The following is a 12,412-nucleotide window of genomic DNA, read 5'->3' as shown; positions in this document are numbered from 1 at the left end:
TCGCCGAAGCGGCTTCGGCCGCGCAGGCGGGACAAGCCCGGCCATGACGAGCTTGGGGTTCGCCGCGCATCCCGTTGTTATCCGGCCTCATTATTCCTGCTCTGGACGGAGGCGGCGACCGATGGTTAATCGCGTCTTAACCTCGCCCTATCTATGGTGAACTGAACCGCTTCCCGCCGGCGCCGTGCTGCGACCGGCTGTTCCAAGAGTGCTGGCGTCCAGAATGGCTATGACCGCTTCATCCCGTGCGCCGCAGGACAGTGGAAGCTCCGATAGCGAACGCTCTCCCTTCGTCCGGCTGAACGAGCTGCTGGCACCCCATCAGCCGGGCAAGTCATTGATTTCGCTTGCCGTCGGCGAGCCGCAGCATCCCGTACCCGACTTCGTCGGCCCGGTGCTGGCCAAGCACATCGCCGATTTCGGCCGTTACCCCGCGAATAAGGGCACCGACCCGTTCCGCAAGACAGCGGGCGCCTGGCTGTCGTTGCGCTTCAAGCTGCCGCGCGCCCTCGATCCCGAGAGCGAGATTCTCGTCCTCAATGGCAGCCGCGAGGGGCTGTTCCTCGCCGCGATCGCGGCCGCGCGCTATGTCGGCCCGCGTCCCGGCAAGCCCGCGATCCTGATGCCGAACCCATTCTATCCGGTCTATGGCGCCGGCGCCGGCGCCGCGGGCTGCGAGCCGGTGTTTCTGCCGACCACCGCCGAAAATGGTTTCCTGCCCGATCTCGACGCCATCGACGAAGCGACGCTGGCGCGCACGGTGGCGTTTTATCTGGCTTCGCCCGCCAACCCGCAGGGCTCGGTGGCCTCGCGCGATTATTTCACGCGCCTGAAGCAGCTCGCCGACCGCTACGGCTTCGTGATCCTCAGCGACGAATGCTATTCTGAGATCTACACCCGCGAAGCGCCCGGCAGCGCGCTCGAATGCGCAGGCCCTGATTTCACCCGCGTGGTTGCGTTCCAGTCGCTCTCGAAGCGCTCGAACCTGCCGGGCATGCGCGTCGGCTTCGCCGCCGGCGACAAAAAGTTCATTGGCATGTTCCTCGAGCTGCGCAACATTGCGGCGCCGCAGGTGCCGGTCCCGCTGCAGCATGTCGCGACCGTCGCTTACGGCGACGAGGCGCATGTCGAGGAGAATCGCAGGCTCTACCGGATCAAGTTCGATCTCGCCGACCAGATCATCGGCGATCGGTACGGCTATCGCCGACCTGACGCCGGCTTTTGCGTCTGGCTCAACACGTCCGCAATCGGCGACGACGTGTCTGTGTGCCTAAAACTCTTCACGGAAGCAGGCGTGCGCGTGGTGCCCGGCAGCTATCTGGCGCGGCTCCAGCCCGACGGCTTCAATCCCGGCGCGGGCTACATTCGCCTTGCGCTGGTGCAGGATGGCGAGACCACGGCGCAGGCGCTGCACCGCCTGGTCGAGACTCTGGGTTAGGCGGGGCCCGTGAGCATGTCGACGATCGAACGTGTTATTCCCCTGGTCGGCCATCTGCCGCCCTCGATCCGCGAGGGGCTGGCGCGGCGCGTGCGCGAGCTCAGCGGCCTCGGCCTGATCGCATTGTCGGGCGTCGCCTCGGCGGCGTTGATGACCTGGTCGGTGCAGGATCCCAGCCTCAGCCACGCAACGTCGCGGCCGATCCGCAACATTCTCGGCTATGCCGGCGCGATCGGCGCCGACCTTGCGATGCAGATCCTCGGGCTCGGCGCAATCATGCTGGTCCTGACGGTCGCGGTCTGGGGCTGGCGCATGCTGACCCATCGCCCGTTCGACCGCGAGGCGCTGCGGCTCGGCTCCTGGATCCTCTGCACGGTGATCGCGGCGGGCTTCGTCAGCTGCTGGCCGCATGGCGGCGCCTGGCCGCTGCCGACAGGCCTCGGCGGCGTGGTCGGCGATGCCCTGGTTCGCGCGCCCGCGGTGATCTTCGGACCGGCGGGCATGATCTATCGCATCGTGCTCGGCACGATCCTGTTCGCGGCGATGACGGCGACCTTCCTGATCGCCTGCGGCCTTGGCGCACGCGAGCATGACGACGAACTCGCGGAAATCGAGGATGACGACAAGCCGCTCGACCAGGACGAGGAGGGCGATCGCGGTTCGGTATCGCTGGGCTGGCTGTTCCACGCCTTGATGAGCACGAAGGCGCGGCTGACCTGGTTGCTTGGCGCGGCCTACCGCTCGCTCGTCTCGAGCGGACCGAAGACAAAGGCCGTTTCATTCAGCCGCCAGGAGCCGAAGCTCGGTGGCGGCCGCGCCGCGCCGCCGATCTCGCCGCAGGCCCAGGACGAGGACTACGACGACGAGCACGAAGAGGTCGAGGAAGACGAGGAGGAAGAGGAGGAGCCGGTTGCGCGCGCCCCACGCAAGAAGGCAGCGCCGAAAGCCACTTCCAAGAAATCCTCCGACAAGTTCGAGCTTCCCTCCGTATCGGTGCTGGCCGCGCCCAAGGCCGGCGATCGCCAGCCGCTCAGCAAGGCCGAGCTGGAAGCCAATTCGCGCGCGCTCGAAGGCGTGCTGCAGGATTTCGGCGTTCGCGGCGAGATCGTGAAGGCCCATCCAGGTCCCGTGGTCACGCTGTACGAGCTGGAGCCGGCGCCGGGAATCAAGTCGTCGCGCGTGATCGGACTGTCCGACGACATCGCGCGTTCGATGAGCGCGCTGTCGGCGCGCGTCGCCGTCGTGCCCGGCCGCAACGCGATCGGCATCGAGCTGCCCAACGCCCATCGCGAAAAGGTCTATCTGCGCGAGCTGCTGGTCGCCAAGGAGACCGTCGATTCGGTTGCGAAACTGCCGCTTTGCCTCGGCAAGACCATCGGCGGTGATCCCGTCATCATCGACCTCGCACGCACGCCGCACATGCTGATCGCCGGTACCACCGGCTCGGGCAAGTCGGTCGCCATCAACACCATGATCCTCAGCCTGGTCTACCGGCTGCGCCCCGACCAGTGCCGCCTGATCATGGTCGACCCGAAGATGCTCGAACTCTCAGTCTATGACGGCATTCCCCATCTGCTCACGCCCGTCGTGACCGACCCGAAGAAGGCCGTGGTCGCGCTGAAATGGGCCGTGCGCGAGATGGAAGAGCGCTACAAGAACATGGCCAAGCTCGGTGTGCGCAACATCGACGGCTATAACACGCGCTTGCTCGAATTGAAGGCCAAGGGCGAAGAGCCGACGCGCACGGTGCACACCGGTTTCGACAAGGAAACCGGCAAGGCGATCTACGAGGAAGAGAAGCTCTCGCTCGACCCGCTGCCCTACATTGTCATCATCGTCGACGAAATGGCCGACCTGATGATGGTCGCCGGCAAGGACATCGAAGGCGCGGTGCAGCGCCTCGCGCAGATGGCGCGCGCCGCCGGCCTGCACGTGATCCTCGCAACGCAGCGTCCCTCGGTCGACGTCATCACCGGCACCATCAAGGCGAACTTCCCGACCCGCATCGCCTTCCAGGTGACGTCCAAGATCGACAGCCGCACGATTCTCGGCGAGATGGGCGCAGAGCAGCTGCTCGGCCAAGGCGACATGCTCTACATGGCGGGCGGCGGTCGCATCAGCCGCGTGCACGGTCCTTTCGCGTCGGACGACGAAGTCGAGAAGGTGGTGCGCCACCTCAAGACGCAGGGACAGCCGGAATATCTCGAAGCCGTCACGGCCGAAGAACCCAGCGAGGACGAGGACGGCGCGGTGTTCGACGCGTCCGCCATGGGCGCGGACGGCGGCGGCGATTTGTTCTCGCAGGCCGTTGCGATCGTCAAACGCGACCGCAAGGCCTCTACCAGCTACATCCAGCGTCGCCTGCAGATCGGCTATAACCGCGCCGCATCGCTGATGGAGCGCATGGAACTGGAGGGCATCGTCGGACCCGCCAACCACGCCGGCAAACGCGAGATTCTCGTCGAGGAAGAAGACAGCCATATGTGAGGCGAGCCGCCTCAGACCACCATTTCACGCAAAAACGTTATCTGCTTTTGGCCGAAATCAGGCTAAAAGGGCGCCCAGCCACACAGGACGACGCGTTGATCAGACATCCGGACATTCGATTCGCTGCCATCGTCGCTGCGCGAAGCGCGCGCATGGCCGGCGTGATTCTCGTCATCGCCGCGATGGTGAGTGCGGCGTCGTTCGCGCAGACCGTTCCCGTGCCGAAGCCCGCACCGAAGGGCCGCGATGGCGGTCCGGCCGGCGGCGGGCCCACTGTCACCGGCGCGACCCAGGCGCCGCCGAATCCGGTGATCCCGGACCCGCGCCGCAACGTGCCGAGCAGCATCTTCCAGACCTTCGATGCGAACCAAAAGGCCCAAGCCGCCAAGGTCAGCGCCTACCTGTCGTCATTGTCGACGTTGGTCGGAAATTTCGTCCAGGTCGGCCCCGACGGCAGCAAGACGCAAGGCGACTTCTACATCCAGAAGCCGGGCAAGGTGCGCTTCGAATACGACGCGCCGAGCCCGATCGACATCGTCGCCGACGGATCGTCGCTGGTGGTGCGCGACCGCAAGCTCGCGACGCAGGACGTCTATCCGCTGTCGCAGACACCGCTGCGTTTCCTGCTGTCCGACCGCATCGACCTGATGAAGGACACCAACGTCGTCAACGTCTCTGCCGATGACGTCTTCGTCAGCGTCACCATCGAGGAGAAGCAGGCGCTGGTCGGCACCAGCCGCCTCTTGCTGATGTTCGGCGCCAAGGACGGCCAGTTGAAGCAGTGGACCGTCACCGACCCGCAGGGCTACGACACCACGATCGCGGTCTATAATCTGGACACGAGCAAGAAGCTCGATCCCGGCATGTTCAAGATCGACTTCACGAATTACGGCGCGTCGCCGGGCTGACGGTGCGTAGGGTGGGTTAGCGAAGCGTAACCCACCATCTCGGTCCGCAAATGTGGAAGCATGGTGGGTTACGCTGCGCTAACCCACCCTACGAATCCACTTGCTGTGGACAAGCATTTTCCCCGCATCAATCCATGCTAAGACGCATCCCTCATGCGTTTTTCCCTGACAACCTGGAACATCAACTCGGTGCGGCTGCGCATCGATCTGGTCGCAAAATTTCTCAAGAGCGCGCGACCGGACGTGCTGTGTCTCCAGGAAACCAAGTGCATCGACGACGCCTTTCCCCTGAAGCGCTTCAAGCGGCTCGGTTACGAGCATGTCGCGTTGAACGGGCAGAAGGGCTATCACGGCGTCGCCATCGTCTCCAAGATTCCGTTCGAGTCGAAGGATATCCGCACCTTCTGCGACAAGGTGGATTCTCGCCACATCTCAGTATCGTTCGGTGAGAAGGCTGGGATCGCGAAGCCCCTGGTGGTGCATAATTTCTACGTGCCGGCCGGCGGCGACATTCCCGATCCCGCGTTGAACGAGAAATTCGATCACAAGCTCCGCTTCCTCGACGAGATGAAGGCGTGCGAGCCGTTGCATCCGCGCGGCGAGGATCGCCACATCCTGGTCGGCGATCTCAACGTCGCTCCGCATGAGAACGACGTCTGGTCGCACAAGCAGCTTCTGAAAGTGGTGTCGCACACGCCTGTCGAAACCGAAAAGCTGCAAGCCGCGCTCGCCGCCGGCGAGTGGGTCGACGTCGCCCGCGAGCGCATTCCGCTTTCGGAAAAGGTCTACACCTGGTGGAGCTACCGCTCCGCCGATTGGACCGTCGGCGATCGCGGCCGCAGGCTCGACCACATCTGGGTCTCGCGCGCGCTGAAAGATGCGGTCAGTGATTTCAAGATTTTGCGCGACGCGCGCAACTGGGAGCGGCCGTCGGACCATGTGCCGGTGACGGTGACGCTGGATCTATGATTACGGGAGATCCGTAGCCCGGATGGAGCGAAGCGCAATCCGGGACGATCTTTCCGTAGGCGAGTATCCCGGATTACGCTTCGCTCCATCCGGGCTACGAAGCTATGACCTCTCAACTCGTCAGCTTCGCACCGGCCATCAATATATCGCTGGCGATCTGGCTGGAGCGAACCGCGAATTCATCGCGCAGGCGGACGGCGGCGGCGGGATCGCTTTCGAGCACGCGCTGAAACAGGCTGCGCGCGACGCGGATGACGGAGGCGTGCTCGATTGCGATCGCGCTCGACGGCCGCTTCATCGGCACGATCAGCGCGAGCTCGCCGATCAGCGCACCGGGACTTGCGATCATCTCCGCGCCGGCGCCGTCGTCGACCCGGAAGGCGCCGCGCTGGACCACGAAACCCGCATCGGCATCGTCGCCGAGATTGAACAAGACGTCGCCGCGGACGAAGTCACGCTGCTCGGAGCCGATCGCTAGCATGCGCAACGAAGCGTCTCCCAACAGGCGCAGTGTCGGGACACGCTCGAGAAGCGCTACATCGTCGTCGATTGACATTCAGGTCCGGGGCTCAAGGGCATGCGATCTAAAACGATTCGCACGCCCCAGAAGCGTATCACGGCACCAGCTTGTAGCCACCGGCTTCCGTGACCAGGATTTCCGGGTTGGCGGCGTCCTTCTCGATCTTCTGGCGAAGGCGGTAGATGTGGGTTTCCAGCGTGTGGGTGGTGACGCCAGAATTGTAGCCCCAGACCTCCTGGAGCAGGGTCTCGCGCGAGACCGGCATCTGGCCGGCCCGGTAGAGGAAGCGGAGGATGGCGGTTTCCTTCTCCGTCAGCCGGACCTTGCGCGCATTGGCGGCGGTCAGCATTTTGGAGCCGGGCCGGAATGAGTAGGGGCCGACCGAGAACACCGCGTCCTCGCTGGCTTCGTGCTGCCGGAGCTGGGCGCGGATGCGCGCCAGCAGCACGGCGAAGCGGAAAGGTTTTGCGACATAGTCGTTGGCGCCGGATTCCAACCCCAAAATCGTGTCGGAATCGGTGTCATGCCCGGTGAGCATGATGATCGGAGCCTTGAACCCACCCTTGCGTAACGAACGGACCACTTCGCGGCCATCCGTGTCGGGCAGGCCAACATCCATCAGGACGAGATCGGGGGCATTGGCCTTCGCGGCGCTCGCGCCCTTGGCGCCGGTATCGACCGCGGAGGCTTCGAATTCTTCGTGCAGCGACAATTGCTCCACCAACGTATCGCGCAGATCGGTATCGTCATCCACGATCAGGATCTTGCGGGCATTGGCCATAGGGGGTCATCCTTTTGGGGTCCGGCGCGGCGCGCATCCATGCTGCACCCAGCCGAGAGGGAAGTTTAGGGGTCGCCGTTATTATTGTTGTTCGTCTTGAAGTAGTGGGCTGTTACCGATTCACAAGCCAGAACCACTCTAACCCAGAATAGCAGGCCGTTTTGATGAATGTCCTGTAATGAATTCGACATCGCACGTTCACATGAAAAATAAAGCTGCTTCAGCTAGTTACACCATGAACCGAAGCGCCGGGCCGCTCTCGGCGATCCGCGTTAAGCCTGCCGCCGGGAATCCGCGCCGGGGTTGGCTGACTGCCGGAGCGCTGACGATTCCGGTGGCGCTCGGACGCGGCGGCATTCTGGCGAACAAGCGCGAGGGCGATGGCGGCACCCCGAGGGGCAGCTTCCGTCCCAGGCGATTGTGGTGGCGGGGCGACCGGCATAGCCGCCCGCAGACCTTCCTGCCGGCCCGGATCATCACCGGCGAGGACGCCTGGTGCGAGGATCCCAAGGACCGTCACTACAATCGGGGAATCCGGCTCGGCGAGGGGCAGGGCGGTGACCGGCTCAAGCGGGCCGACCATCTCTATGACTTCATCATCGAAATCGACCACAACACGAGGCCGCGGATCGCCGGCCGCGGCAGCGCGGTGTTTTTGCATCTGGCGCGCGACAATTTCGGCCCGACCGCAGGCTGCGTCTCGATGACCGAAGCGGCGATGCGACACTTGCTGCGGCGGCTGGGACCAAAAACAAAAATCATCATCGGGTGAGGACACATGCTCGACACGGATCAGATCGCCGCCACTTCGCAGGTCCTGGTCAAACATTGGCGCGACGGCACCAAGTTGGACGCACTGGAGCCACGGTTGCGGCCTCAGAACCGCACCGAGGGTTACGCCGTGCAGGCTGCGCTCAGCGGGACATTGTTCGGCTGGAAGATCGCGGCGACGAGCGAGTCCGGACAGAAGCACATCAATGTCGCGGGACCGCTGGCCGGTCGGATCATGAGCGACACCGTGATCGCCGATGGCGGCACTGCCTCGATGAAGGGCAACGCGATGCGCGTCGGCGAACCCGAGTTCGCTTTCCGCATGGCGCGCGATCTGCCGCCGCGCGCGGCGCCGTATCCTGTCGACGAGGTGCTCGCCGCCGTGGACAGCTTGCATCCCGCGATCGAGATTCCCGATTCGCGCTTTGCCGATTTTGTCAGCGCCGGCGAGGCGCAGCTGATCGCCGACAACGCCTGTGCGCATCTGTTCGTGCTGGGCGCAGCGACGAATGCGAACTGGCGCGCCATGGATCTCGTCGAGCAGCGGCCGCAGATCACGCTGCGCGGCCAGCGCTATCTCGGCCACGGCAAGAACGTGCTCGGCGATCCTCGCATTGCCCTGGTCTGGCTGGCGAACGAGCTGCGTGGCCTCGGCATCACCTTGCGGGCAGGGGAGGTGGTGACCACGGGCACGTGCCATCCGCCGCTGCCAATCCAGGCGGGCGATCATTTCGCGGCGGATTTCGGCGTGCTGGGGACGGTGTCGGTGGGGTTTGACTAGGCCCGGCATACACCACCGTCATTGCGAGCGCAGCGAAGCAATCCAGAGTCCCTCCGTGGAAAGATTCTGGATTGCTTCGCTGCGCTCGCAATGACGAAATCGATAGCCGTTGCCGGGCGCGACCCAGGCTTACAGCTCTCACCGGTGCCCGAAGATCGCACTCCCCACGCGCACATGGGTGGCGCCGAGCATGATCGCGGTCGCATAATCCGCGCTCATTCCCATCGAGAGCTTCTTCAATCCATTGCGCGCGGCGATCTTGGCGGTCAGCGCGAAATGCGCCGCCGGCGGCTCGTCTACCGGCGGGATGCACATCAACCCCGATATCGTCAGCCCATAGCTGTCGCGGCAGCTCGCGATGAAAGCATCGGCCTCGCCGGGGGCGATGCCCGCCTTCTGCGGCTCCTCACCGATATTGATCTGGACGAACAATTCCGGGTGCTTGTTCTGGGATTCGATTTCCTTGGCTAACGCCTGGCAAATGCTCGGGCGGTCGACCGAATGGATGGCATCGAACAGCGCGACCGCCTCTTTCGCCTTGTTGGATTGCAGCGGCCCGATCAGATGCAGCGCGATATCGGAGTAACCAGAAGTTAACGCGGGCCACTTGCCTTTGGCCTCCTGCACGCGATTCTCCCCGAATACGCGCTGTCCGGCGTCGATGACCGGAATAATTGCATCCGCGGCGAAAGTTTTCGATACCGCGATCAGCGTCACGGAGCCACGTTCGCGGCGCGCATCCTTGCAGGTGCGCGCGATTTCAGCTTCGACCGCGGCGAGCGCGTTTGGTGAATGGCCGGTTAGCGGCGCGGCGTTGGCTTCAGTCATGATGTCGCATCGGAGTTGTTGTTGCGGAGCTAGTTCCAATTTTACCGAGTTCAAGAAAGAGTTTTTGAACCCTTTGCTTTACCTTGGCTGCGGGATGGGCAGCGAAGATGGCAAACGTCAGTTTCAACCGCAAACGAGCGAAACTCAAGCAGGTTCTCGGAATCCGGGCGCGGCTTGCGTTGCTCGCGGTGATTCTGGTGACGCCTCTGATGTTCGAGCGCATCCGTTCGCTTGAAGACACGCGCACGCGGCAGATCGCGCAGGCCACGGCCGAATTCACCACCGTTGCAAGGCACAGCGCCGATGCGCAGCGCGAGGTGATCTCGTCGGTCGAGACCATCCTGAAATCGGAAGCTTTCATCCGCGCCTCCGCCGGCGGCATCAGCAAGAGCTGTGACGTGCTGCGCGCGAGCCTGCCGTCAAATCTCCCCTGGATCCGCACGCTTCTGATTGCCGGCCAGGACGGACGCATCCAGTGCGCCACCAACAACATGTATGTCGGTCTCGACCTCAGCGATCGGCCCTACTTCCAGCAGGCGCAGGAAACCGGCCGTTTCGTGCTGAGCGACTTCATCCTGTCGCGCCCGGTGCTAACACCGACCGTCATGGCGGTCTACCCGGTGTCCGCCTTTAGCGGCGTAGCGGATGCCGTCGTGCTCGCCACCGTCAACCTCGACTGGATGTCGAAGGTCATGAGCAATCTGGGTGGCCGCGCCGGCATCACGGCCGTGCTGGTCGACAGCGCCGGCATCGTGCTGGCGGCACCGGCCGACCAGCATAGCGCGATCGGCCGTCCGCTCGACAACATGCCGCTGATGTCCGCGATCGCCGACAAGGCGCTGAGGTCGGACCAGGACGAAGGCTCACTCTCTTTCCTCGCTGCCGACGGCTCCCGCCGCGCGGTCAGCTATATCCGCATCGCCGGGACCAATGCCCGCCTGATCGCCAGCATCGACGAGGACAAGGTGTCCGCGGCCGTGAGCCGCGACATCCGCACCGCCTATCTCCAGCTCGCTTTCGTCGTGCTATTCGTGCTGCTCGGCGCGCTGATCGCAGCCGAGAAGCTGGTGATCAAGCCGATCAGGATGCTCGCCGACATGGCCAAGCGTCTGGGCGAGGGCGATCTGTCGGCACGCGCCGCGCGCAATCGCCTGCCGGCCGAGTTCGTGCCGCTGGCCCGCGCATTCAACGCGATGGCCGCGCAGCTCAGCCAGCGCGAACGCGAGCTGATGGCGAGCAATGACCGGCTCACGGTGATGGCCTCGATCGACATGTTGTCGGGGCTCGCCAACCGCCGCGGCTTCCAGAGCCGCCTCGACTTCGAATGGATGCGCGCGCAGCAATATGGCAGCGACCTCGCGCTTTTGATGATCGACGTCGACCATTTCAAGCTGTTCAACGACACCTATGGCCATCTCGAAGGCGATTCCTGCCTGACCAGGCTCGGCGAATCACTGTCCGGCATCGCCGCCGACACGATGGGCTTCGCGGCTCGCTACGGCGGCGAGGAATTCTGTCTGTTGCTGCCGAACACCGACGTGGCGCGCGCCGTCGAAATCGGCGAACAGGCGCGCGCGGCCGTGCTGAAGCTGTGCCTGCCGCACATCACCTCCGACCACATGATCGTCACCGTCTCGATCGGCGTTGCCGCGACAAAGCCCAACGAGAGCTTGCGTCCGGGCGATTTGATCGAAGCCGCCGACGCAGCGCTCTACGCCGCCAAGCACCGCGGTCGCAACAACGTCGTCGAGCACGGCATCACCGTGATCGACAACGGCGCGGCGGAAATGATGATGGCGGGTTGAGGACTAACCCGGCGCCATCGAGTTCGGTCTCGGTGACCACGCGATTGCGGCCGCTGTTCTTGGCGAGATAGAGCGCACGATCGCAGCGCTCGATGAGATCGGTGATCGCTTCGCCGCTCCGGTACTGCGCAACACCAATCGACACACTGATATGGGGAAGGACCTCGCCGGTCGACCGGCGCGTGATCCTGCATTCCGCGATCGCGTGCCTGATGCGCTCGGCAATCTGGGCGCAGACGGCGAGATCGGCATCCGGCAACACCGCGATCAGCTCCTCGCCGCCATAGCGGGCCGACAGGTCCTGCTCGCGGACCTTTTCGCGCAGCACCTTGGCCATCAGGCGCAGCACCTGGTCGCCGACGCCGTGGCCGAAACTGTCGTTGAAGGTCTTGAAGTGGTCGATGTCGAGCATGAGCATGCTGAGCGGCTCGCCCCAGTCCGCAGTCGCCTGCGCCTTGCGCAGGAATTCATCGAGCGCCCGCCGGTTGGCAAGACCTGTGAGCGTATCGGTCCGGGCACGCTCCTCGGATTTGGAGAGAGAGGCGCGAATCACGTCGAGCTCGCGGGTCTTTTCCGCGAAGCCCGCCTCTAGCCGCGTCGCGCGGGTGGCCGCGCGACCCAACTCGTTCATGAGCTGGGCGACCAGCGCTTTTGGGTCGACACCGGCCTTGCCCTGGTCCGCGACCTCGTTGATCGCTTGCATCTGGGAGTGATTGTCGGCGATCGCGGTTGCTAGAAAATCCTTCGCCGCTCCCATGAGAGCATGCAGCCGCTCCGAGGTCTCCGAGACGATAGCGCCCCCCTTGGGCGCGACATAGGTCTTGAACAGATCCTGATTGGTCCTGACGTCGAAGGGACGGTTATGATCGATCAGGAGGTCGATGGCGTTGCGCAGATCGTCATGGCTGCCCGCGAAATAGCGAAACCAGACGGCGAAATTGGCCGGCGTGGCAGGGATCCGCTGTTCGGCCATGCTCCGCATCGCCCGTTCGGCAACGGACGCGGCATAGTCGTAATCGGGATCGTCGAAGCTGGCGTCCATCACAAGTCTTGAGAATTCTGGTCAGCCGCAAACTGGCATCGACCCCTTAATCACGCCCCAACGCGGCCTCAGTAGTTATGCG

Annotated in this window: 11 protein-coding genes; 7 read left to right on the top strand and 4 right to left on the bottom strand. The window is 64.1% G+C overall.

Annotated elements, in window-relative coordinates:
* Positions 1–223 precede the first annotated feature (223 nt).
* From GWG67_RS09545 to xth, 4 genes are all read left to right on the top strand, one after another.
* Entirely contained in the window at positions 224–1,438 is a 1,215-nt protein-coding gene (locus tag GWG67_RS09545) for an aminotransferase class I/II-fold pyridoxal phosphate-dependent enzyme (RefSeq protein WP_275169013.1), read from the top strand.
* A 9-nt stretch (positions 1,439–1,447) separates the two neighbouring features.
* Complete coding sequence (locus GWG67_RS09540; RefSeq protein ID WP_275169012.1) at positions 1,448–3,925, top strand: DNA translocase FtsK; 2,478 nt, start codon at positions 1,448–1,450, stop codon at positions 3,923–3,925.
* Between the two features lie 152 nt (positions 3,926–4,077).
* The gene (locus GWG67_RS09535; protein WP_275169010.1) at positions 4,078–4,833 is read left to right on the top strand and encodes an outer membrane lipoprotein carrier protein LolA; all 756 of its coding nucleotides are present in this window, start codon (positions 4,078–4,080) and stop codon (positions 4,831–4,833) included.
* A gap of 153 nt (positions 4,834–4,986) precedes the next feature.
* Positions 4,987–5,802: an exodeoxyribonuclease III gene (xth, locus tag GWG67_RS09530; RefSeq protein WP_275169008.1), complete on the top strand. Its 816-nt coding sequence runs from the start codon at positions 4,987–4,989 to the stop codon at positions 5,800–5,802.
* A gap of 112 nt (positions 5,803–5,914) precedes the next feature.
* Here the strand turns inward: xth and GWG67_RS09525 are convergent, their stop codons facing one another.
* Complete coding sequence (locus GWG67_RS09525) at positions 5,915–6,358, bottom strand: cyclic nucleotide-binding domain-containing protein (protein ID WP_007598631.1); 444 nt, start codon at positions 6,356–6,358, stop codon at positions 5,915–5,917.
* Positions 6,359–6,416: 58 nt separating this feature from the next.
* The gene (locus GWG67_RS09520; RefSeq protein ID WP_007598630.1) at positions 6,417–7,103 is read right to left on the bottom strand and encodes a response regulator transcription factor; all 687 of its coding nucleotides are present in this window, start codon (positions 7,101–7,103) and stop codon (positions 6,417–6,419) included.
* Positions 7,104–7,338: 235 nt separating this feature from the next.
* Here GWG67_RS09520 and GWG67_RS09515 point away from each other — a divergent pair, with 235 nt between their 5' ends.
* Together GWG67_RS09515 and GWG67_RS09510 are read left to right on the top strand one after the other, a co-directional pair.
* On the top strand, positions 7,339–7,875 hold the full coding sequence (locus GWG67_RS09515) for a L,D-transpeptidase (RefSeq protein WP_275169006.1): 537 nt from the start codon (positions 7,339–7,341) through the stop codon (positions 7,873–7,875).
* Between the two features lie 6 nt (positions 7,876–7,881).
* Positions 7,882–8,655 (top strand): 2-keto-4-pentenoate hydratase, encoded by a 774-nt coding sequence (locus tag GWG67_RS09510; RefSeq protein ID WP_275169004.1) that lies wholly within the window; start codon positions 7,882–7,884, stop codon positions 8,653–8,655.
* A gap of 138 nt (positions 8,656–8,793) precedes the next feature.
* Here the strand turns inward: GWG67_RS09510 and GWG67_RS09505 are convergent, their stop codons facing one another.
* On the bottom strand, positions 8,794–9,483 hold the full coding sequence (locus tag GWG67_RS09505) for a YggS family pyridoxal phosphate-dependent enzyme (RefSeq protein WP_275169003.1): 690 nt from the start codon (positions 9,481–9,483) through the stop codon (positions 8,794–8,796).
* Between the two features lie 107 nt (positions 9,484–9,590).
* On the opposite strand from GWG67_RS09505, the gene GWG67_RS09500 reads away from it, so the two are divergent.
* Positions 9,591–11,288, top strand: a complete 1,698-nt coding sequence (locus tag GWG67_RS09500; RefSeq protein ID WP_275169001.1) for a diguanylate cyclase — start codon at positions 9,591–9,593, stop codon at positions 11,286–11,288.
* On the opposite strand, the gene GWG67_RS09495 is transcribed toward GWG67_RS09500, so the two are convergent.
* Positions 11,242–12,330: a GGDEF domain-containing protein gene (locus GWG67_RS09495; protein WP_275168999.1), complete on the bottom strand. Its 1,089-nt coding sequence runs from the start codon at positions 12,328–12,330 to the stop codon at positions 11,242–11,244. The genes GWG67_RS09500 and GWG67_RS09495 overlap by 47 nt on opposite strands.
* Positions 12,331–12,412 lie beyond the last annotated feature (82 nt).

The organism is Bradyrhizobium sp. CSS354, assembly GCF_029051725.1.
In the GTDB taxonomy this organism is placed as follows: Bacteria; Pseudomonadota; Alphaproteobacteria; order Rhizobiales; family Xanthobacteraceae; genus Bradyrhizobium.
Note: the sequence above shows the minus strand (reverse complement) of the source record. Positions and strands in the feature narration are given on the sequence as shown.